The 21,932-nt window shown below is 69.0% G+C and carries 20 protein-coding genes and 1 tRNA gene; 10 read left to right on the top strand and 11 right to left on the bottom strand.

The window, feature by feature from the left end:
• Window positions 1–3: 3 nt before the first annotated feature.
• Window positions 4–372, top strand: coding sequence for an MscL family protein (locus ACZ50J_RS18055; RefSeq protein WP_464298540.1), 369 nt, complete (start codon window positions 4–6; stop codon window positions 370–372).
• Between the two features lie 80 nt (window positions 373–452).
• Here the strand turns inward: ACZ50J_RS18055 and ACZ50J_RS18060 are convergent, their stop codons facing one another.
• Together ACZ50J_RS18060 and ACZ50J_RS18065 are read right to left on the bottom strand one after the other, a co-directional pair.
• Window positions 453–737, bottom strand: coding sequence for a hypothetical protein (locus ACZ50J_RS18060; RefSeq protein WP_464298541.1), 285 nt, complete (start codon window positions 735–737; stop codon window positions 453–455).
• A complete protein-coding gene (locus ACZ50J_RS18065; RefSeq protein ID WP_464298542.1) occupies window positions 730–4,614 on the bottom strand; it encodes an AAA domain-containing protein in 3,885 nt (1,294 codons plus the stop codon). Before ACZ50J_RS18065 ends, ACZ50J_RS18060 begins: the two co-directional genes overlap by 8 nt.
• A gap of 211 nt (window positions 4,615–4,825) precedes the next feature.
• Between ACZ50J_RS18065 and ACZ50J_RS18070 the strand changes: the two genes are divergently transcribed.
• The 3 genes from ACZ50J_RS18070 (at window position 4,826) to ACZ50J_RS18080 (ending at window position 7,657) form a co-directional block, all read left to right on the top strand.
• A complete protein-coding gene (locus ACZ50J_RS18070; protein ID WP_464298543.1) occupies window positions 4,826–6,127 on the top strand; it encodes an AI-2E family transporter in 1,302 nt (433 codons plus the stop codon).
• 72 nt (window positions 6,128–6,199) lie between these two features.
• Entirely contained in the window at window positions 6,200–7,111 is a 912-nt protein-coding gene (locus tag ACZ50J_RS18075) for a siderophore-interacting protein (RefSeq protein ID WP_464298544.1), read from the top strand.
• 54 nt (window positions 7,112–7,165) lie between these two features.
• Window positions 7,166–7,657: a DUF2505 domain-containing protein gene (locus ACZ50J_RS18080; RefSeq protein WP_464298545.1), complete on the top strand. Its 492-nt coding sequence runs from the start codon at window positions 7,166–7,168 to the stop codon at window positions 7,655–7,657.
• A 26-nt stretch (window positions 7,658–7,683) separates the two neighbouring features.
• On the opposite strand, the gene ACZ50J_RS18085 is transcribed toward ACZ50J_RS18080, so the two are convergent.
• Complete coding sequence (locus ACZ50J_RS18085; protein WP_464298546.1) at window positions 7,684–8,163, bottom strand: YbaK/EbsC family protein; 480 nt, start codon at window positions 8,161–8,163, stop codon at window positions 7,684–7,686.
• A gap of 125 nt (window positions 8,164–8,288) precedes the next feature.
• Between ACZ50J_RS18085 and ACZ50J_RS18090 the strand changes: the two genes are divergently transcribed.
• Both ACZ50J_RS18090 and ACZ50J_RS18095 read left to right on the top strand, forming a co-directional pair.
• A complete protein-coding gene (locus tag ACZ50J_RS18090; RefSeq protein WP_464298547.1) occupies window positions 8,289–8,753 on the top strand; it encodes a nitroreductase/quinone reductase family protein in 465 nt (154 codons plus the stop codon).
• Between the two features lie 78 nt (window positions 8,754–8,831).
• Window positions 8,832–8,904, top strand: a tRNA-Arg gene (locus ACZ50J_RS18095).
• Window position 8,905: 1 nt separating this feature from the next.
• Here ACZ50J_RS18095 and ACZ50J_RS18100 read toward each other — a convergent pair.
• Complete coding sequence (locus tag ACZ50J_RS18100) at window positions 8,906–9,904, bottom strand: NBR1-Ig-like domain-containing protein (protein ID WP_464298548.1); 999 nt, start codon at window positions 9,902–9,904, stop codon at window positions 8,906–8,908.
• Window positions 9,905–10,056: 152 nt separating this feature from the next.
• On the opposite strand from ACZ50J_RS18100, the gene ACZ50J_RS18105 reads away from it, so the two are divergent.
• Together ACZ50J_RS18105 and ACZ50J_RS18110 are read left to right on the top strand one after the other, a co-directional pair.
• Complete coding sequence (locus ACZ50J_RS18105) at window positions 10,057–10,920, top strand: C40 family peptidase (protein ID WP_464298549.1); 864 nt, start codon at window positions 10,057–10,059, stop codon at window positions 10,918–10,920.
• Between the two features lie 71 nt (window positions 10,921–10,991).
• Complete coding sequence (locus ACZ50J_RS18110) at window positions 10,992–11,738, top strand: CHAP domain-containing protein (protein ID WP_464298550.1); 747 nt, start codon at window positions 10,992–10,994, stop codon at window positions 11,736–11,738.
• Between the two features lie 70 nt (window positions 11,739–11,808).
• On the opposite strand, the gene ACZ50J_RS18115 is transcribed toward ACZ50J_RS18110, so the two are convergent.
• The 7 genes from ACZ50J_RS18115 to ACZ50J_RS18145 are packed head-to-tail and all read right to left on the bottom strand — an operon-like array spanning window position 11,809 to window position 20,054.
• Entirely contained in the window at window positions 11,809–12,489 is a 681-nt protein-coding gene (locus ACZ50J_RS18115) for an N-acetylmannosamine-6-phosphate 2-epimerase (protein ID WP_464298551.1), read from the bottom strand.
• Window positions 12,486–13,436, bottom strand: a complete 951-nt coding sequence (locus ACZ50J_RS18120; protein WP_464298552.1) for an ROK family protein — start codon at window positions 13,434–13,436, stop codon at window positions 12,486–12,488. Before ACZ50J_RS18120 ends, ACZ50J_RS18115 begins: the two co-directional genes overlap by 4 nt.
• The gene (locus ACZ50J_RS18125; RefSeq protein WP_464298553.1) at window positions 13,433–14,371 is read right to left on the bottom strand and encodes a dihydrodipicolinate synthase family protein; all 939 of its coding nucleotides are present in this window, start codon (window positions 14,369–14,371) and stop codon (window positions 13,433–13,435) included. Before ACZ50J_RS18125 ends, ACZ50J_RS18120 begins: the two co-directional genes overlap by 4 nt.
• Window positions 14,372–14,374: 3 nt before the next feature.
• Entirely contained in the window at window positions 14,375–15,418 is a 1,044-nt protein-coding gene (locus ACZ50J_RS18130; protein WP_464298554.1) for an ABC transporter ATP-binding protein, read from the bottom strand.
• Window positions 15,408–17,411 carry a dipeptide/oligopeptide/nickel ABC transporter permease/ATP-binding protein gene (locus ACZ50J_RS18135; protein ID WP_464298555.1) on the bottom strand — a complete coding sequence of 668 codons (2,004 nt, stop codon included), beginning with the start codon at window positions 17,409–17,411 and terminating at the stop codon, window positions 15,408–15,410. Before ACZ50J_RS18135 ends, ACZ50J_RS18130 begins: the two co-directional genes overlap by 11 nt.
• Entirely contained in the window at window positions 17,411–18,367 is a 957-nt protein-coding gene (locus ACZ50J_RS18140; RefSeq protein WP_464298556.1) for an ABC transporter permease, read from the bottom strand. Before ACZ50J_RS18140 ends, ACZ50J_RS18135 begins: the two co-directional genes overlap by 1 nt.
• 52 nt (window positions 18,368–18,419) lie before the next feature.
• Window positions 18,420–20,054, bottom strand: coding sequence for an ABC transporter substrate-binding protein (locus tag ACZ50J_RS18145; protein ID WP_464298557.1), 1,635 nt, complete (start codon window positions 20,052–20,054; stop codon window positions 18,420–18,422).
• 111 nt (window positions 20,055–20,165) lie between these two features.
• Here ACZ50J_RS18145 and ACZ50J_RS18150 point away from each other — a divergent pair, with 111 nt between their 5' ends.
• Together ACZ50J_RS18150 and ACZ50J_RS18155 are read left to right on the top strand one after the other, a co-directional pair.
• Entirely contained in the window at window positions 20,166–20,927 is a 762-nt protein-coding gene (locus ACZ50J_RS18150) for a FadR/GntR family transcriptional regulator (RefSeq protein ID WP_464298558.1), read from the top strand.
• Window positions 20,920–21,891: an acetylxylan esterase gene (locus ACZ50J_RS18155; protein WP_464298559.1), complete on the top strand. Its 972-nt coding sequence runs from the start codon at window positions 20,920–20,922 to the stop codon at window positions 21,889–21,891. The genes ACZ50J_RS18150 and ACZ50J_RS18155 overlap by 8 nt, the downstream gene beginning before the upstream one ends.
• The last annotated feature ends 41 nt before the right edge of the window (window positions 21,892–21,932 follow it).

The raw sequence follows: 21,932 nt of genomic DNA on the forward strand, positions 1-21,932 counted from the left end.
CCCATGGAAGGCTTCAAGAAGTTCCTCATGCAGGGCAACCTGGTCCAGCTGGCCGTTGCCTTCATCATCGGCACGGCGTTCGCGACCGTCGTCACTGCGTTCACGACCATCATCATGGACCTGATCGGAAAAATCGGTGGCCAGCCGAACTTCAGCGGTTACGTCCCCGGAGGCGTGCACGTCGGTGCGTTCCTCACCGCGCTGGTCGGCTTCATCATCGTCGCCGCCGTCGTCTACTTCGCCGTCGTCAAGCCCTACGAGGCGTACCGCGCGCGTTTCGTCAAGGAGGAGGAGGCCCCGGTGACCGAGGTCGACCTGTTGACCGAGATCCGCGACCAGCTCGCGGCGGGCCGCGGTCCGGGCCAGCTCTGATCCAGCGCTTCATCTGACACAACGCCGAAGGGGCGGGACCGACATGGTCCCGCCCCTTTCGCCTGCCCCGCGAGAAGTGGTCACTCCCAGTGCGGCGGCCGCTGCTCGCGCCACCAGCGGTCCTGAGCGCTCTCCGCACGACCGGAAGACTTCTTGGCGGGTCGTTTCGAACCTGTCTCCGGCGCGTCGGGCGCCCAACCGGCATCGGTGTCGTCACGGCCGGGCTCGACCGGCACGTCCGTCGCCGGTGTGCCGCCGGTCGCCGGCCGCGTGGCGCGCCGGTGGATACGTTTGCGCGGCCGTGGCTGCTCCTGCGGAGACTCACCCTCGTCCGCGCCGCCGGTCGGGTCCGGCTCGTCAGTCATCGGCCAACCACGGGTTCCGGGCCCGGTCGTGCGCGGTCTCCATCCGCTGCTTCGTGGACGCGGCCTCCGAGGCGGCATACACGGCCTCGACCAGACGGGCGACCTCGCGCGCCGGGTCACGGAACAGGTCCCGGGTCCAGACACGTTCGTAGCTCCAGCCCAGACGGCGCAGTTGCTCGACGCGCAGCCGTTCGCGGTCGCGAGTGGAGTCGATCGACCCGTATACCGCACCGTCGGTGTCGATGGCGACCAGCAACGAGCCGGGGCGCCGCGGATCCTCCACAGCCAGATCCAGCCGGTGCCGCGACGTGCCCCAACCCGGATGCACCACCAGCCCTTCGGCGCGCAGCCGGCGGGCGAAGTCCCGCACCAGAACGGGGATCTCGACCTCCGGAGTCGGCGGCAGCATCGGCCGGTCGAGCACGCTCCCGGACGACGCGGCACGGCGACGACGACCGTCCGGACCGCGCACGACGCCCGTCGGCGCCGTTCGCTGTATGGCGTCCGCGCCGTCCGCGTCGGAGTGCACCCGACGCGCCGCGCCACCGGACCCGGCATACAGCAGGAAGTCCCGCAGCAACAGGCCACCGCGGGACCGCAAGCGGCCCGGGTGCAGCTCGTCGCCGGAGAAGGACGACACCATCACCATCCGGCGGCGTGCCCGGGTGATCGCAACGTTGAGCCGGCGTTCGCCGCCCTCGGCGCTGATCGGCCCGAACCGGTGCGGCGCCGTTCCGTCCGCGGCGCGGCCGTGCCCGACGGACAGCACGATCGCGTCGCGCTCGTCACCCTGGACCCGCTCAAGATTCTTGACGAAGAACGACTCCGCGACCGACTCGTCCAGCAACCAGGCCAGCTCGGCATCCCCCGCGATCGCCTCGCGCAGCGCGGCATCGATCCGGTCGGCGTGCCGCTGGCCGAGAGTGATGACGCCGATCGACTCGTCGGGTCGTTGCCGGGCCTGGTCGAGCACGACACGCACCACCCGCTCGACCTCGGCACTCGTCGCGTCCCCGGACGTGGGGTGCCCGGTCACGACGTCCAGGCGGACGACCGTGTCGTCGCCGACACCGGGGAAGGTGATGAGCCGGCCGCCATACAGCTGGGCGTTGGCGAAGGCGATCAGTCGCTCGTCCAAAGCCCTGTAGTGCCAAGTGAGTTCGCGGCTCGGCAGCAAGGGCGTCAACGCGTCCAGGATCGACTCCGCCGCCACCGGCGTCGGGTCGTCGTCGGTCTCGTCCACCCCCCGGAAGAAGCTGGTCGGCGGCAACTGACGCCGATCCCCGGACACGACGACCTGCGCGCCGCGGGAGATTGCCGAGATCGCCTCGGCCGGCGGGATCTGGGACGCCTCGTCGAAGACCACGACGTCGAACCACACGCCGGGCGGCAGCATCGATGCCACCAGCAGCGGGCTCATCACCCAGCACGGTGCGATCGCGGTGAGCAACTCCGGTGCCTGCGGCAACAGCTCGCGCAGCGCCGACGGTCGATCCGCGCGCGCCTGCTCGCGCAGCAGCGTCTCCTGCTCGGGCAGCTCGCGCATCGTCCGGCGTACCTGATCGGCCCACGCGGCCCGCACGGTCACGGCTCCGGAGAGGACGTGCTCGGCGTCCGCCTGTGCGTATGCCGCGACCTGCTCCCGCAGCGCCACACCGTCGGCCGCACCGTATGCCGGGTCGATGTCCGCGATCCGGCCGAGAACCGCTCGCCACCAGACGAATTCGAACTCAGCACCGACGCGGGACGCGGGTACCTTGCGCGCCGCCAGGTCGTCGATCAGGTCGCCCAGACCGTTGGCCCGCAGCTGGTCCAGCGGTCCGATGACCGACGGCACGAGGGCCAGCCGGTCCTTCGCTGCGGCCAGCCGGTCGAGCCGATCCTGCAAGGCGTCATACCGGACGTCCAGCAGGTCGTTGCCCTCCCGCGTGCCCTCGAGCCGCTTCGCCAGCCACTCCAGGTCCTCACGCAGCCGCTCGTGGGCGGCGACGTACTTCGCCACGTCGACCGGCGCCGACGGCAGCGAACCCTTGCCGGCGAGCGCCCGCCACCGGTCGCGCTGTCCCGCGGCCAGCACGAGCACGCCGTGCAGGTCGGCCGGCGGCTGACCTGGCCGCAGCAGCGTCCGGGCCTGTTTGCGCAGCCGCCGCCGGTCGAGGACGCCGAGGTCGCTGGGGTGCTCCTTGCGGTATTCACCCGAGCCGGTCGCGCTGACCAGTTGATCGAGCGGTGCCGAGAACACCTCCGGACGGAACGTCTCCAGCGTGCGGTGCACGTCGCTCATCAGCTCGAGTTGCGCCTCGGAACCCAGCATCGTGTCGGCGGCGGGCAGACCGAGTTTCTCGCCGAGCACGGTCAGCATGTCGCGGTGCTCCTGCAGGCCGCCTGACGCCAGTCGCTCGACCAGCTCCTGCGTGCGGCCGGCCTGTTGCACGCCCACCACGCGCGCGCCGTACCAGGGGTCGGGCTCGCCATCGGTGCGCCAGGCACCCAGCTCGGCCACGTGGATCAGCTCGTCGCGCAGCTCGTCCCGACGCCCGGCCGGGAGGGTGTCCAGATCGGCCGGGTCGATGCCCGCATGCGATCGCGGCGCGGGCTTCATCGCGTGGAAGGCGGCGACGCGGTTCTGTGCCTCGTCGACGGTGACGCCCCACGGGTTGCGTGGCTCGTGCATCGCGCGTCGATGCGTCGCCAGGTCGTCGCGCAGCGTCGTCAGGTCGGCCGGCGCGGTCCGCGACTCCACGTCCGAGGCGACGATGGCGTCCATCCGGGTCACCAGCTGCGCGGTGAGCTCACCACCACTGCCCTGCCCGTCATGTATGTCGAGCACCATGTCGCCCAGCCCGACCCGGTCCAGGCGCTTGACCACCGCGTCGATGGCCGCGCGCTTCTCGGCCACGAAGAGCACCCGCCGGCCGTCCGCCGCGATCGCCGCGATCAGGTTGGCGATCGTCTGGCTCTTGCCCGTCCCGGGCGGGCCTTCCACGACCAGGTGCGCGCCGGCCCGGGCCGCCTCGACCACGTCCTGCTGCGAGGCGTCGGCGTCGAGCACCAGGCGCTCGCCGGCCGGATCACGGTCGACCACGGCGGGTGCCTCGGCGCTCACGTCGGCGCGGGCGTCGGCGTCACCGGCGAGCGCGGCGATCACGGGGTGCGAGGACAGGGTCTGCAGCTGGTCGGCGAGATCGCGCACCATCGGCAGCTTCGTGTAGCTGAAGGTGCCGACGACATACCGCCGCGCGACCTCGAAGCCGGGCACGTCGGCGCACGCCTGCTGGATGCGGGTCAGCACACCGCCCGGGTCGACCCGTGCATCGTCGCGCAGGTAATCGTCGATCGCGGCCGTGTCCAACTCGATGCCGTGCTCGACCTCGACATATTTCGCCAGCACCGAGTTGAACTCGATCTGTGGGTGCAGGCGCACCGTCAGCGACTGCGGGACCTTGGGGGTGTTGATGATGTCGAGGCGGCGCAGCAGCACCGGGGCCGCGGGATTCCGCGGTGCGCCCGGGTGCTCCCAGGTCGCCATACCGATCGCGAGGTAGCAGGAAGAGATACCGCGCTCCTGCGCGAGCGCCTGGGTACGGGACCGGATGATGCGGGCCCGCCGGTCCCCTTCGGCGAGTGCGGCAGGTTCGCGCAGCAGCAGCTCCAAGGGGGCGGACCCCGCCGAGAACAGTTGCGCCATACCGGCCGGGTGAGCGCGGGTCAGGTCGAGCGTGCCACTGGGCAGGTCCCGGAACCACAGGAGCGTGTTGCGGCCACCGAGATCGACCAGATGCCGCTGCCATTCCCCGACGGCGTCACGCACGAGGGCATCACGACCGGTCGCCAACCAGGGGTTGGTCGAATCGTCTTGCGGGCTGGGCGAACTCACCGCGCAAGGCTAACCGGCGGGCAGGCAGCAGCCCGCCAGGCACGCCCGGGCACCGCCCATCGCGCGGCTCCCCGAATGTCCGGCGCCGGTGCAATACGGTTGCGGTCGGGCATCACGCGCAGCCGGTGCCCACCCCGTCTCCGATTCACCGCATGAGCAGCGCCTCGACCGATCGAGCACTGCCGACCACAGCCCTGGGAGGACCGCCACGATGGGCCAGCGCCGCCCCAGCAATCCGATCCACGCCGTCGACCGGCAGGAGGAGTCGGCGGACGATTTCGCCGAAGCGGGCACCACGCCACCGCGGACGGCCGAGTACGCCGCCGACCAGAACCCGAACAAGGGCATCGACCGCGCCGGCGTCATCAGTCACGCGCTGAAGTGGACGGCCAGCTGGTCGTTGCGCTTCATCATCGTCGTCGCCGCGACCTGGCTGGTGCTGAAGATCCTCGGCATGTTCTGGTCGGCCCTACTGCCGGTCGCGGTCGCCCTGCTCGTGACCACCGTGCTCTGGCCGCCGGTGCGGTGGATGCGCGCCCACAAGGTGCCACCCGCCCTGGCCGCCCTCGGCGGCATTCTGCTCGCTGCCGTGGTGGTCGGCGGCATCATCGCCGCCATGGCACCCACGGTCACCTCGCAGTGGGGTGACCTGGTCAATCAGTCCGTGGCGGGCGTGAACAAGCTGCGCGACCAGCTGCAGGACGGCCCGTTGCACATCCGGCCCGACCAGATCGACCAGGCGACCAACAGCATCACCGACAAGCTGAAGTCCAGCGGCGACCAGATCGCCTCGCAGGTGCTCAACGGCATCACCCTGGCCGGCCAGGTATTGATCGACGCGGTCATCGCGCTGATCCTGACCTTCTTCTTCCTCAAGGACGGTCCGCGGTTCCTGCCATGGATCCGGGTGTCGGTCGGCCGTGGCGCGGGCGCCCACCTCACCGAGGCACTCACCCGGGTCTGGAACACGCTGTCCGGGTTCATCCGCACCCAGGCGATCGTGAGCGCGGTGGACTCCATCTGCATCGGCATCGGCCTCGTGGTGCTGCAGGTGCCGCTGGCCGCACCGCTGGTCGTGCTGACCTTCTTCGGCGGATTCATCCCGATCATCGGCGCGTTCACCGCGGGCACGGTCGCGGTACTGGTTGCCCTGGTCGCCGGTGGCATCACCAAGGCGGTCATCGTGCTGATCATCATCGTCGCCGTCCAGCAGATCGAGGGCCACGTGCTGCAGCCGCTGCTGCAGAGCCGGTCCATGGCACTGCATCCGGCGATCGTGCTGCTGGCGATCGCCTTCGGCGGGGACGAGTTCGGGATCCTGGGCGCCTTCTTCGCCGTGCCCGTGGCGGCGACGGTCGCGGTGCTGTGGCGCTACCTGTCCGAGCAGATCGACCTGCGCACCGGTGACGCCCGGGCGGGCGACCTGTCCCCCGCCACGGCCGAGGGCGAGTATGCCGCGCAGGCCGGTGAGCGCCACGGTCACGTGCTCTCCCGGCTGCACCGCAAGGACTGATGCGACCGGGCTTGCGCCATCCCCGTGCAGTTAGGTTAGCCTTACCGATGTCATCGATCGGGAGGAAACCCTGTGACCGTCGCCGTCGACGCATCGCCATACCGGATGTTCCGCGTTCGCCTCACCGGACGGGAACGTCGGTCCCCGAGCCTGGTCCGTATGACGTTCGCGGATCCGTCGCTCGCCGCCTTCGCTGATCGCGGGTACGACCAGCGCATCAAGCTGGTCCTGCCCAAGCCGGGTGGCCTGCCGCTGCGCGACTTCCCGACCGGCGACGACTGGTGGCTGCAGTGGCGCGAGCAACCGGAGGACACTCGCGCCCACATCCGCACCTACACGGTGGTCGCGGTGCGGCAGGAGTCGGCCGAGATCGACGTCGACTTCGTCGACCACGGCATCACCGGACCGGGTTCCCGGTTCGCGGTCGAGGCGGAGCCGGGCGACGAGGTGGTCGTATTCGGCCCGAACGCCGACTTCGACGGCGACGCGGGCGGCCTGGAGTTCCGACGCGAACTCGGCGGCACCGCAACGCAACTCATCGTCGGCGATATCACGGCGCTGCCGGCCATCAACGGGATCCTGGAGCGTCTGCCGGCCGATGCGACCGGCCTGGTGAGCATCCAGGTCCCGCACGAGGAGGACACCCGCGGCGTGGTCGCCCCGCCGAACGTCGACCTGATCTGGTGCGTCGACGCTCGCGGCGACGACCAGTGCGAGGCCGTCCGGCGGTGGCTCACCGATCTCGGACCACTGCACTCCGACACCGCGACGACGACGGTCATCGACGACGGCGCCGTCGAGGCCTACTGGGAGGTCTCGACCGACGCCGCAACCGCGCCGGACACAGCCGACCTGTCCGCCTGGATCGCCGGCGAATCGAGTCAGGTCCGGGCGCTGCGCCGGATGCTCGTGGACGAGTTCGACATACCCAAGGCCGCCGTGTGCTTCATGGGCTACTGGCGGGTCGGGGTCGCCGGATCGTGAGAGACGACCGGCGATCGGTTCACAAATCGGTTACCGCTCAGTAAGTTCGAGCCCATGAAGATCTCGAAGCAATGGACGCTCCCTGCGACACCCGATGAGGTGTACGCGCTGTCGATCGACCCCGAATATCAGGAAGAGATCTGCGAGGAGGCCGGCGCGCTCAGTCACCGGAGCACGGTCACCGAGCAGGGCCCCGGCCACGAGGTGAAGGTCCAGCGGGTCATGCCGTCCGGTGACGTGCCGGATCTGCTCAAGAAGCTGGTCGGCGACACGGTGGATGTCACCCAGATCATCACGTGGGGCGCGCGGCAGGCCGACGGCAGCCGCGACGGCACCCTCGACGTCTCGATCAAGGGTCAACCGATCAACATGAAGGGCACCACGAGCCTCAGGCCCGACGGCGACGGAACGGCCGTCGACGTGTCCGCGGACCTGAAGGCGAAGATCCCGCTCGTCGGCGGCAAGATCGAGAAGCTGTCGGCCCCGGAGATCATCAAGGCGATCGGCGCCGAGGAGACCGTCGGCATGCGGCACGCCTCGAGCTGATCCGTCCATGCCGCCGACGGCGCTCCTCAGTCGTCGGCAACCTGCATGGGCGTGCCGTTCGTGATCCGCACCAGATCCTCGAAACTGATCGGGAAGATGCTCGCGGCACTGCCGGCGGCGGCCCACAGTTCGTCATACGCCTGCAGGCTGCGGTCGACGATCGTGCGCAGCGGAGCCGGGTGACCGATCGGTGACACTCCCCCGATCGGCTGCCCGGTCACTTCCTTGACGACCTTGGCGCGTGCCATCACCAGCGGCACACCGAGCTCGCGGGACAGCAGGTCGGTGTCGACCCGGTGCGCGCCGCTGGTCATCACCAGCAACGGCTCGTCGCCGGCCAGGAAGACCAGGCTGCTCGCGATCGCACCTGGCTCGCAGCCGAGCGCTGCCGCCGCCTGCGCCGCGGTGTGACTCGACTCGGGCAACACCCGGACTTCGCCGGAGCAGCCGGCCTCGGCGAGCGCTCGAGCGAATGAAGCGGTGCGTGCGGCAGACCGATCGGACACGAGTTTCCTTTCCGGGGAACGAGATTCGCGCCACCAGCGTATGCCGGTCACGTCGACACCTGTTCAAGCGTGCCACGGAGCGGTATAAATGAAACGAGATCGTTTCATTTATCGGTGGAGGATCGATGTCCCAGCAACCCCGCGCCCAGACCCTGCGCTTCCAGGGCGCCGTCAATCGCGTCATGCGCACGATGCTCCGGCTGCCGGTGGTCGGCAAGCTGCCCGGTCGACGACTGGTGCTGCTGGAGATCGTCGGACGGCGCTCCGGGCGACGGTTCGAGGTGCCGGTCGCCTACACCCGGCAGGGCACCGACCTGCTCGTCGGCACACCGTTCGCCTGGGGCCGCAACCTGCGTACCGGCGATCAGCTGAACATCGTGCTCATGGGTGAGCAGCGGCAGGCGTCGGTCGTCGCCTACACCGGCCACGACGACGTCGTCGAGGCGTATGGCGCCATGTGTCGGGACAACAAGGCGTTCGCCAACTTCAACAAGGTCTCGATCGACAAGCAGGGCAACCCGGACCCCGGCGACCTGGAGGCGGCATACCGGGCAGGCGCCCGGGCGTTCCGGCTCAGCCCGGGTCGGTAGACCGGCACGCCCGGTCGGGCGGGTGTGCGGACTGTCCGCCTACACTGGGCGACGCCGGGAGACCGGCAACTCCCCCTGGCCCCCGTAGCTCAGGGGATAGAGCACCGCTCTCCTAAAGCGGGTGTCGCATGTTCGAATCATGCCGGGGGCACTTACTTCTTCGCCGTCACCACGACCTGGGCCTTGAACGGCTTCTGGCCGGGGAACGACCATCGTCCGTGATCGGCCATCATCCAGCGCACGACGCACAGGCCGGACTTCTTCGGTGCCGTCACCTTGACCTCTATCCGGGCGACCTCACCGGGAGGGGTCTCCCGGATCGGCGTCGACACCTTCGTGCGACAGCTGTTCTTGGACAGCGGCAGGTCACTGCGCACCATGGTGCGGCCGCTCCACATCACCTGGCCGGTGTTCTTCACCTCGAACGCCTTGAGGAACACCTGGCCAGGCCTGACGTGGCTGCAGTCGGAGTAGGTGATGTCCTTCTCGAAGTACGCGTGGTCGCCGGCGACCAGCGGCGGGACGTCCTGGCGCGTGTCCTGGACCGGACAGGAGGAGCCGACCGGCGGCCGTGAGGGAGCGTTCGCGCCGGGCGCGCTGGGGATCCCGGTCGCACGAACGGTTCGTGCTGACGCATCGGCCGACGACGGCCCGGCGTCCGACGAGCCGGAGTTCCGGTGCATCACGAACACCGTGGCCAGTGCGGCGACCAGGACGACGACGCCGACCAGCGCAGCAGGCAGCACCCACGATCGCGCGGGCCGGACGGCCGGATCAGCGACGGCGGGCGTGGACTCGCCGTCCGAGTCGGCGGTGCGGGGTACTTGGTGCGCCGCCGACTCCGGCTCGTATGCGCGGAACTCCGGCTCCGGCGGATTGACCAGGCCATCGACGCGCTCCCACTGCTGCCGGAAGTCGGCGGGGTCGCGACCGATCGACTTGGCGAATTCTGCCGTCGTGGGCCAGCTCGGGAAGCGGTAGCCCTTGGTCGCCTCGTGCAGCGTCGTGTGCGAGATGCACCCCGAACGACCGGCCATCTTGCGGAACGAGGGGTCGCCCGCCTGCTGACGGGCGGCTGACAACACTTCCGCGAATCGTTCGACCTCCGAGCGGACCAGCGAGTCCGGATCGTTGCTGTCCTGGCCTGTCATCGCTCCCTCTCGAGCGCGATCGTCGAGCACAGCTGGAGCTGTCAGATCGCGTGTCAGATCCGCGTCATACCGGGCAGTTCGCGCCGTACACGCTACCGGACACCCGATCCGGGCCCCGAATGTGTACTCACCCGACACGAAAGGTGCGAACGATGAACAAGCAGCAGAGCACGAAGAAGTTCCGGACCGTGCGAGCGGGCGTCACCTGCCTGGCGATCGCGGGCACCCTGACCGGCATCGGCTCTATGCACGGTGCGAGCCCGGCCAGTGCCGCCGGAACCCACAAGTTCCCCGCGAAGGTGGACCTGAACGGCCGTGCCAAGATCGGCCAGCCCGCCGACGCTCCCGGGCACGTCGAGAACCAGTACCGCAAGGGCGAGCAGGTTCCGGTCACCTGCCAGGCACACCACGACGGCGCGTTGTGGGACAAGACCTCGGCCAAGACATGGGTCCCCGACAAGTACCTCACGACCGGCACCGATGGTCGAGCACCCGGAGTGTCCCTCTGCTCGGAGGACGACGGCTCCGGCCACCGCGTCCACGGGCGCAACAACGGACCGGCGGGACCGACCACCGGCACTCGTGCCCAGAAGATCGACCGCGTGCTGAAGGCCGCGAAGTCGCAGACCGGCAAGGGGCTCACGTACGCATGGGGTGCCGGCGGCAAGGGCGGCCCGGCGTATGGCGCGACGACGCCCTCCCCCAGCGGCAAGGACGATTCGAACCGCTTCGGCTTCGACTGCTCCGGCTACACCCTCTACGCCTACTGGAAGGGAGCCGGCAAGGACATCGGTTCCTACACAGGTGCGCAGCTGGCCGGCGCGTCCAAGGTGTCGACCTCGTCGCTCAAGGCCGGTGACCTGGTCTTCCAGGGTTCGCCGACCGACCACGTCGGCCTCTACATGGGCGACGGAAAGGTGGCGCAGGCCGCCACACCGCGCAACTCGCACAGCGTGCGGATATCCGCCTTCCACGCCTCGGACTGGAACAAGCAGGCGGCCCGCCCCTTCAAGTGATCCCGGCGTGACAGCGCCATACATCGAGCACGACCTGCACTGACGGACACCCGACGAGAAGGAGAATCACCATGCGAACTTCCACCAAGACAGCCACCACTATCCTGGCGGCAACCGCCCTCTGCACCGGCCTCGGGGCAGCGTCCGGAGGCACGGCGCACGCCGCCACGGTGCACAAGTTCACGGCGAAGGTCGACATCAACGGCCGCGCCAAGATCGGCCAGCCGGCGAACGCACCCGGTCACGTCGAGAACCAGTACCGCAAGGGACACCAGGTGCCGGTCGTCTGCCAGCAGTATTCCGGCTCGGACCTGTGGAACAAGACCGCCGACAAGACCTGGGTGCCGGACAAGTACATCAAGACCGGCACCGACGGCCGGGCACCCGGCGTGCCCGACTGCAACCCGGGCAAGGCGCCCGGCAAGGGCGAGAAGCCGCGCGACGACTTCAACCACAAGACCTACGGCTTCGCCGCCGACAACTGCACCGCGTTCGCCGCGTTCCGGGTCGTCGACCGGCTCGGGGTCAAGGGCTTCAAGAACGACTGGAAGGGTCAACACTTCGGCAACGCCGGCACCTGGGACGACGCCGCCCGCGGCGCGCACCTGAAGGTCGACAAGAAGCCGGTCGTCGGTGGCATCGCCGTCAACGACGTGCACAAGGTCGGCCATGTCGCCTATATCAACAAGGTCTACCAGGACGGCTCGTTCGACGTCGAGGAGTACAACTGGAACAACCCGCTGCACTACGGCACCCGCAGTCACGTGCACCTGTCGAACGCGCAGGCGGACTTCCAGCACGTCATCCACTTCACGTGACCCGCGTTCGCCGCTGAGCAGGTCGGGCCTGCGGACGGTGCGCCTCAGCGCACCGTCCGCAGGCCCTTCTTCAGTGACCGTTCACGGCGTCGGCGAACCAACCCGTGATGGTCGCCGGATGGGTGATCGCTGTGCCGACCACCACCGTGAAGGCCCCGGCGTCGATCGCGGCACGCGCTTGCTCGGGCGTGTGCACCCGGCCCTCGCAGACGACGGGTACCTCCACCGCAGCTGCGAGTTGCTCGACCAGCTGCAGGTTCGGCCCCTGAGTCTTCTCGGTGTATGGCGTGTATCCGGCCAACGTGGTGCCGACCAGATCGGCGCCGGCATCGGCCGCCCCCCGTCCCTCGTTCAGGGTCGAGCAGTCCGCCATCACGAGAGCGCCTGTGCGGGCATGCAATTCGGCGATCGTCTCGGCAACGGTCCGACCGTCGGGTCGTTCCTGGGCGGTGCCGTCGATCGCCACGATCTCGACACCGGTCTCGGCCACCGCCAGCGCGTGCTCCAGCGTCGGCGTGATGTAGACCGGGGCGTCCCCGTCCTTCCACAGTCCGATGACCGGCAGGTCGACGGCCTGATGGATGGACCGCAGGTCGTCCAGCCCCTGTGCACGGATCGCCGCCGCGCCACCACGCGCCGCCGACAGGGCGACCTGGGTCATCGTGCGCGGATCGCGCATCGGCTCGCCCGGATAGGCCTGACACGACACGATCAGCCGACCGCGCAGTGCCTCGATCACGTTGGTGCTCAACGGTTCTCCTCCGTCTCATCAGCGGGTCGGAGCACCAGGCCGGCCGCGCCGGCCAGTGCGGCGTCGGTCCCGACGCGACTCGGCGACACCGGCACGTCGGCCGTCGCGGGCAGCAGCTCATCACGCAGTGCGGCCTCCATCGGTGACCACCACAGCTCGCCGGCGCCGGCGACCCCGCCGCCGATCACCACGACCCCGGGGTCGAGGAAGTTGACGGCTCCCCCGACCGCGGAACCCAACGCCCGGCCCGCCTCGGCGATGACCGCCGCGGCGTCCGCCGACCCGTCACCGGCACGCTGCACGATCTCCTGCACCGTCGGGAGTTCTTCCCCGGTCCGTTCGGCATACAGCGCGCAGATCGCCGGCCCCGCAGCGACAGCCTCGAGGTGTCCGACACGTCCGCAGACGCACGGACGTCCTTCGGCGGCCGCAACCGGGATGTGGCCGAGGTGCCCTGCGGCGTCGTGCGCGCCGAACCAGGCCGCACTCGATTGCACGAACGATGCGCCGACGCCCGTGCCGACGGCGACCATGAGCATGGACTCCGCACCGGCGGCCGTACCGACCCAGGCCTCGCCGAGCGCGTGCGCGTGCACGTCGTTGACGACACGTACCGGCAGGCCGGTGGCAGTCGAAAGTCGTTCTCGCACGGGCGTTCCCGCCCAGTCGCGCAACACGCTGGTCGCCGAGCGGACGACGCCGGAGCGGTGGTCGATGACCCCCGCAGAGCCAACACCGACACCGATCGGGTGGGCACCCGCGGAGACCTCGTCGATCAGCCGGGTCACGGTGGCCAGGATCGCGTCCGGCCCCTCCGAGCCGGGCGTACCCGCCGTCGCCCGTTGTATGACGCACCCCCGCGTGTCGACCAGCGCGGCGACCGTCTTGGTCCCGCCGATGTCCGCACCGACGGCGCAGCGGGGTTCAGTCCGGCGCCGCTCGTTCATCGACGAACGGTGAGCCCGGCGAGCTCCAATTGCTCACGGACACGGCCGGTTTCAGCCTCGTCGTAGCGACGCATGGGCAGCGAGACGGCAGGTGAATCGATAATGCCGAGCAGATGCAGAGCGCACTTGAAGGCACCGACCCCACGGGTCGCACCCGCGGCCGTCGAATCCGCAGCATCGACGATGCGGAACAGCCGTCCGAGGCGCTCCTGCTCCGCACGCGCGCCGGCCCAATCCTGTTTGTCGGCAAGCTGATGCAGTCGCGCGTAGCCGGCCGGGTCGACGTTCCCGAGACCCGGCACCGAGCCACTGGCACCGGCGAGCAGCATCCCGTCCACGACCAGTTCGTGTCCGGTCAGCAACGAGAAGCCGGTGTCACCCTGGTCGTCCAGACCGAGGCGCAGCTGCCGGAACGCGACGTCGTCACCGCTGGAGTCCTTGACCCCGGCGAGCACACCCTCCGCGGCCAGTCGCAGCAACAGGTCGAGCGGTAGTTTCCTTCCGACGCACACCGGGATGTCGTACGCAAACATCGACAACGAGCTCGCGGCACCGATGGCACGCAGGTGCCGCTCGATCTCGTGCGGTCCGACGATCGCGTAGAACGGCGCCGTCACGACCGTCGCGTCGGCGCCGAGCCGCTCGGCGACGCGCACGCGGTCGAGCACCCGCGGGGTCGTTGTCTCGATGCAACCGGCAATGACGGGGACTGCGCCACCGGCCGTGCCGATAATGACTTCCAGCGCCTCGTCACGCTGGGCGTCGGTGAGGAAGACGGCCTCGCCCGAACTTCCGAGAGCGAAGAGACCGTCGACACCGCCGTCCAGCAGGTGCTGCACCAGCCGTTCCAGCGAGCCGCGATCGACGCCACCGTCGTCGGACAGTGGTGTGACGACGGGCGGGATGACCCCGGTGTAGGTGGTGGGGGTGGCCACGATTCACGCTCCTTGCGCTGTCGCTGCGCGGTCATCGGCGGTCGCCTCGCGCAGCAGTTCGGTTGTCGTTGTTGAGGATTCGATGGGGTGGTAGCAGCGCACGACGTGGTCGTCGCCGACCTCGTCATAGGCCGGCATCGTCGTGCTGCAGGTCTCGTCCGCACGCCAGCACCGGGTGCGGAACGGACACCCGCTGGGCGGAGCCGATGCGGACGGCACCGCACCGACCAGCGGAATGGGGTCGGTCGGATGCAGCAGACTCGGCGCTGCCGAGAACAGTGCACGCGTGTAGGGATGCCGGCCGTCGTCCGGAAGTCCTGCCGCCGGCGCCTGCTCGACGATTCGGCCGAGGTACATCGTGACGACGCGGTCACTGATGCGCTTGACCGTCTGAATGTCGTGTGACACGAACACCATTGCCAGGTCGAGCTCATTCTTCAGATCCAGCAGCAGGTTGAGGATCTGCGCCCGGACCGACACGTCGAGCGCGCTGGTGGGCTCGTCCGCGACGACCAGCGCCGGGTCCAGCGCGAGCGCCCTCGCGATCGAGACGCGCTGCCGTTGGCCACCGGACAGGGACGTCGGGAGTGCGTCCGCGAGGGACGACGGCAGGCCGACGAGGTCCATCAGTTCCCGCACCCGTGCGGCGCGCTCCGTCGACGACTTCCAGCGGTGCACGTCCAGTGGGTCCCGGATGATCTCCGCAACCGGCATCCGCCGGTTCAGCGAGCCGGACGGGTCCTGGAAGATCATCCCGACCCCTCGACCGAGCACACTGCGCCGCTCGCGGGCCGACATGGACCAGACGTCCTTGCCCTGCCACAGCAGCGAGCCGTCCGTCGGGCGTTGCAACCCGACCAGCACGCGCGCGAGAGTCGATTTGCCGCAACCGGATTCGCCGACGATGCCGAGGGTGCGTCCGGCCTCCACCGACAGGTCCGCACCGGTCAGCGCGTAGACCTTGCCGCTGCCGAACAGCCCGTCCCCGCGGGTCCGGTGCACGACGTGCAGGTCCTTGGCCTCCAACAGTGGGGTCTCAGTGCTCATCGGCGGCCGCCTTCACGAGGGAGGGAGTGTCTTTCTCTGCGGTCACCGCGTGGTGGCACGCCGACCGGTGCTGCTCGTCACCGACCATCGCCGGGACCTTCTCGTGGCAGATCGACGTCGCCGCCGGACACCGGTCCGCGAAGCGACAGCCCGCCGGGAAGTCGGCCGGTGCGGGCACGACTCCACGGATCTGGGTGAGTCGTTCGGCACCCGCCTCGAGCGAGAGCACCGAGCCGAGCAGCCCGCGGGAGTAGTGGTGCTGGGGTTGTTCCACCACGTCCGCGCTCGTGCCGGCCTCGACGATCCGGCCGCCATACATGACGGCGACGGAGTCGCACACCTCGCTGACCAGGGCCAGATCGTGGCTGACCAGGATGAGTGCGAACCCGCACTCGGCCCGCAGCCGCAGCAGTAGCTCGATGACCTGCGCCTGGACGGTCACGTCCAGTGCGGTCGTCGGCTCGTCGGCGATGAGCAGCTTCGCGTCCCGGGCGAGTGCCATCGCGATGACCACCCGTTGCCGCTGGCCACCCGACAGCTCGTGCGGGTATGACGCCAGGGTCCGCTTCGGGTCCAGCCCGACGAGCTCCATCAGCTCATCCGCCGACCGAGTGCCTCCGCGCCGAATGATCTGTCGCAGTTGGGCTTTGATCGTCATCGCCGGGTTCAGCGCGGACAGCGCGTCCTGGTAGACCATCGCGATGTCGCGGCCCATCAACGCCCGTCGCCGGCCGGATTTCATACCGACCAGTTCGGCGCCGTCGAACAGCATCGACCCCGTGACGTGGGCACCCTTGGGCAGCAGGCCCATCACCGCGAGCGAGGTCAGCGACTTGCCGCTGCCGGACTCACCGACCAGGCCGAGGACTTCGCCCGGCCGGACGGTCAGGTCGACGCCGTCGACGATCGCGACGCCGCGGTGCCGTTCGGGGAAGTCGATGCGCAGGTCACGCACGGTCAGGATCGGCTCCGCGTCGGGCACCGGCCGAGCAGCCGCCCGCAACCGCTTCGCCGCGAGCGCGAGACCCGGCAACGCCTCCGCAGGCGCACCATCGCCCACGGCTGGTTCCGCAACGGCCGCAGCGGATTTCGCCGACGCGGTCGCCCGGGAGGCCGGCGCCGCCCACGCGTCCGAGATGCCCTCGGAGAGCACGTTCAGGGAGAGCACGGTGATCAGGATCAGCACGCCCGGGAAGAACGTCGCCCACCAGCCGCCGGCCTGCAGGATCTGCTGGCCGTAGGCGATGACCGAGCCCCAGGACGACTGCGCCGCCTGCCCGGGCAGGCCGCCGCCGATGAACGACAGCGACGCCTCGAAGATGATCGAGTCGGCGACCATCACGGTGGCGAAGACGAGCACGGGAGCCGCACAGTTGCGCATCACGTGCCGACGCAGGATGTGGAACCGGCGGGCACCGATCACCTGCTCCGCAGCGACGTAGTCCTCGCCGTACTGCGACAGCACGTTGGCTCGTACGACGCGTGCGATGGAAGGCATGAAGACGAAACCGATCGCGAAGATCAGCACCGACAGCTTGTCCTTGCCGTAGGCGACCACGAGCACCGCCGCGAGCGCGATCGCCGGGAAGGCCATCACGACGTCCAGCAGTCGCATGATCAGCTCGTCGATCACCTTGCGACTGGTGGCCGCGATCGCGCCGAGCACGGAACCGGCGATGAGCGCGAAAGCCGCTGCGCCGAAACCGACTTCGAGCGAACGCCGGGTGCCGACGATCAGCCGGGACAGGATGTCGCGGCCGGACGCGTCCAGACCGAACCAGTAGGACCCGTTCGGCCCGGTGCCGACGGCGTCGAGCCCGGTGCGGGTCGGGTCGTGCGGCGTGATCCACTGCCCGGCGATCGCCACGAGGATGAGCACCGCGACGAAGACGAGCGCGATCCGGGACGGTATGCCGAGCCGGGACAGGCTCATCGATCGGGTGCCGGGGTTGTTCGACAGCTTGCGGGTGAGTCCCGCGCGGTATCCACCCATCAGTTGCCTCCTCGCAGCCTCGGGTTCGCGACCGTGTAGAGCACGTCCACGACCAGGTTGATGACGACGAAGCAGCCCGCGATCACCAGGATCGTGCCCTGGGCCAGCGACGTGTCGTTGGTGGTGACGGCCTGCATGACCAACGTGCCCATGCCGGGCATCTGGAAGATCGCCTCGATGATGATGGTTCCGCCGAGCAGGTAGCCGACCCGCAGGCCGAGCACCGTGAGCGGGTTGACCAGTGCGTTGCGCAGGACGTTCCGCCCGACCACGACGTATGGCGGCAGGCCTGCGCCATACGCCGTGCGTACGTAGTCCTTGTCCAGCTCCTCCACCATCGAGGTCCGCACGATTCGTGCCAGGGAGCAACCCACCGGCAACGCCAGCGCCACCGCCGGCATCGCCATCGACTTCAGGAAGCCGACGAAATCGTCACCGGGGTTGACGTATCCGGCGTTCGGCAGCCAGGTGTGGCTGACCGCGAACTGCTGAATCAGCAACAACGCCAACCAGAACGACGGGATCGAGATGCCTGCCATCGACACCACCCGCACCAAGTGGTCGGGCCACCGGTCCCGGTAGAGCGCCGCACCGATCCCGAGCACCATCGCGATCACGAAGGCGAGCAGAACCCCGAGCAGAGTCAGCTCGATGGTGACGGGCAACGCCTCGCCGACCAGGCCGGAGACCGACTTGTTCAGCGAGTGCGTTGTCCCGAGGTCGCCGGTCAACAGGTCACCGAGGAAGTTGACGAACTGCACCGGCGGCGATTTGTCCAGACCGTGCTCGTGGTTGTATGCCGCGATCTGCGCGGGGCTGGCGTTGTCACCCAGCGCGGACACCGCGGAATTCACCGGCGACAACCGCATGACGATGAAGACGAACAGCGCGATGCCGAGCAGTAGGGGAATCAGTGTCAGTATTCGCCGGAAGACCAGGCCCAGGATGCGAGCCATGCGAACACCTCCTCGGAGATGGGATCGATCGGAAGAGTGCGGACGGGTGCGATCAGCTCGGCTTGGCGTCCAGGAAGTACAGGCCGGTCATCGACACCGGCTTGAAGCCGCTGAGCTTCTTGTCGTCCCAACCGGTCTCCATCTTGGTGTGGACGATCGGGTAGAGCGGGGCATCGTCGGCGATGAAGTCGATGGCCTGCATCCACAACGCCTTCTGCTTGGCCTTGTCGGTCTCCTTCGCCGCCGCATCCAGCCAGTCGGCGACCTTCTTCGTGGAGGCGGCCGACCAGCGGAAGCGGTCCTTCGGCCAGGTCGCGCCGTAGTAGAACCAGCGCAGCAGGAGGTCGACGTCCACGCCATAGACGGTCGGGTCACCGGACGCCAGCAGCACGCGGAAGTTCGACTTGGTCACCAGGCCGTCGGGTGCCGGGGCGTAGACCGACGAGGACGGCGCGGTGTTCAGCGTCGCCTGCACACCGACCTGCTTCCAGGCATCGACGATCAGCGGCGCGGTCGCCGCCACAGCGCCGGCGTCGGTGGTGACCAGCTCGATCTTGAGGTTGGTCGCACCCGCCGCGGCGAGCAGCTTCTTCGCCTTGGCCGGGTCGTGGTTGTAGACGGTCGACGCCTTCTGGAAGTCGGCATTGCCCTCGTCGAGGTAGCTCTGCGCGGCCGTGGCGTGGCCCTGGAAGGCCGTCTTGATGATCGCGTCGGTGTCGACCGCGTAGTGCAGCGCCTGCCGAACTCGCTTGTCGTCGAACGGTTTTGCCGCACAGTTGAACATCAGGAAGATCTGGTTGAAGGCCTGCTTCTCGGCGACCTTCTTGGTCTTCGACAGCTGCTTCACGTTGACGTAGGGCACCGCTTCGATGGCCTGCGAGCGACCGCTCTGCAGGTCGGCGATCCGGGTCGCGTCCTGGGTGGTGGTGTGCCACACCATCTTGGTCGCCTTGGCCTTGTGCGCACCGTTGTACTTGGTGTTGGCGGAGAAGGTGAGGCCGTTGTTGGGGTCCGCCGAGTCGAGCTTCCACGGGCCCGACCCGATCGGCGCGTCACCGAACTTCGTGGCCTGCGCCGTGGTGGCGGTCTTCGCCTTCGGCACGATCTTGATGACCGAGATGCGGGTCGGGAAGAGCGGGAACGGCTCCTTGAGGGTGAATTCCACGGAGGACTTGCCGGTCGCCTTGACGGACTTGATGAAGGTGATGAACTGCGACATCAGCGTGGCCGGGTCGAGCGCACGGGTGAACGACCAGGCGACGTCCTCGCCGGTCACCGCGGACCCGTCGGAGAAGGTCGCACCGTCACGCAGCTGGACGGTCCACGTCAGTCCGTCGGCGCTGGCCTTCGGCTGGGCCTTCGCGAGCGCGAGATACGGCTCGTGGGTGGCCGGGTCCAGATCGATGAGCCCCTCGAACACGTGCTGGTTGGCGGCCGTCGCGACGGCGCTCGAGTGGTTCACCGGGTCCAGCGTGCCGGAGAGCTGGAACGCGAGGGTCGCGTCGATGGTCGACGAGCCACCCTTGGCCCCACCACCACCGCCGGAGGTTCCGCTGGAGGGACCACAGGCGCTGACCGTCGTGGCGATGCCGGCGGCTGCCGCCAGAACTCCGGTGTACTTCAGGAATTGCCGACGCGAGGTTCCGCTGAGTCCGGCAGGATCGAGCGGTGAATTCTTGTGTGACACGACAGCCTCCAAGTTGCTGCAAAACGATGAATGTGAGCGACCCTACAAGACATCAGACGTCTGATGTTGGGATACGCTGACTTCCAGCCAGGAAATTTCGAGGGAGGACGCATGAGCGAGCGCGACGGACGACCACGCACTGCGCAGTTGCAGGTCGTGGAGCAGATCAAGAGCTACATCCAGGACCACCGCCTGAAGGCCGGCGATCCGCTGCCCACCGAGCCCGAGCTGATGAGCGCGATCGGCGCGAGTCGCTCCAGCGTCCGCGAGGCGATCCGCACCCTGAGTGCCCTGGACATCGTCGAGGTCCGGCACGGCCACGGGACATTCGTCGGCAGCCTCTCGCTGAGCGCGATGATCGAGAGCCTCGCCTTCCGCTCGCTCCTCGGCAGCGGAAGCGACTATCGCGTGCTGTCCGACGTGGTGTCGATCCGCCAGCTCATGGAGCAGGGTTTCGCACGCCTGATCATCGACGGCCTCGACGCCGGCCAGCGCAAGCGGATGGCCGGACTCGCCCGGGAGATGTGCAATCTCGCCGACCGGGGCAAGCCGTATGTCGAGCAGGACCGCGCCTTCCACCTGCTGCTGCTGCAACCGATCGGCAACGATCTCGTCGTCCAGTTGACCGGTGCGTTCTGGGAGGTGCAGGCGCGCGTCGCCACCACTCTCGAGGTCAGCGATCGCAGTTGGCAGCGGACCGCGCACGCCCACGTCGAGATCGTCGAGGCTGCGGCAGCCCGCGACCTGGAGCGCCTGCACGCCGCCATCGAGGAGCACTACGCCCCGGTCAAGGAACAGATCCAGACCCTCGCGGCACTGGCAGAATCGGAGTCGGAGTTGGAGGACGACGCGACGGAGGCGACCGGTGCCTGAGTTCGACCTGCCCCTGGAACAACTCACGTCATACCTCCCGGAGCGGCGCGAGCCGCAGGACTGGCAGGTGTTCTGGGACAGCACGCTCGCCGAGGCACGCGAGCACGACCTGGCCGTGCAGACGCGGGCAGCAGCCGACTACCTGACCAACGTCATCACGCACGACGTCTCGTTCGCCGGCTTCGGCGGGCACCGCATCAACGCGTGGCACCTGCGCCCCGCGTCCGGTGAGATCCAGGGCACCGTCGTGCAGTTCCTCGGGTATGGCGACGGGCGCGGCACTCCCCTGGACTGGCTGGCCCGGCCGGCCGCAGGTTTCGCCACGCTGGTCGTCGACACCCGCGGGCAGGGAGCGCGCGCTCGCCGCGGCGGCAGCACGGGCGACCCGGCGGGCAGCGCCTCGCCGCACGTCGAGGGATTCCTGACCCGGGGCATCCTCGACCCGCACGACTACTACTACCGGCGGGTCTTCACCGACGCGGTGCGCGCCGTCGAGGCCGCCCTTGCGCTGGACGGCACCGATCCGGAGCGACTCGCGGTCGCCGGCGCCAGCCAGGGCGGCGCGATCGCCCTCGCGGCGACCGCCCTCGCCGGCGATCTCGTGCGGGCGTCGGTCATCGGCGTACCGTTCCTCGCCGACGTCCGTCGCGCCGTTCGCATCACCGACGAGCGCCCCTACTACGAGCTCGTCGCGTTCCTCGGAACACATCGGGCCGACGCCGAAACTGCGTTGCGCACAATGGATTACGTCGACGGCATCACCATGGCCGCACACGCCACGGCACCGGCAAGGTTCTCGATCGCGCTGATGGACACGATCTGTCCGCCATCGGGCGGTTTCGGGGTCTACAACCACTACGCGGGCGCGAAGCAGGTCGACATCCACCCCTACAACAACCATGAGGCGGGCGAGGCGGACGACGAGATCGCCGCCATTCGTTGGCTGCAGGACCTCTGGACCTGAGTCCCGCAGCACGGCCGTCCCACCCGTCGAACCAGGCGTCG

The sequence above is a fragment of the Flexivirga sp. G2 genome, from assembly GCF_055397625.1.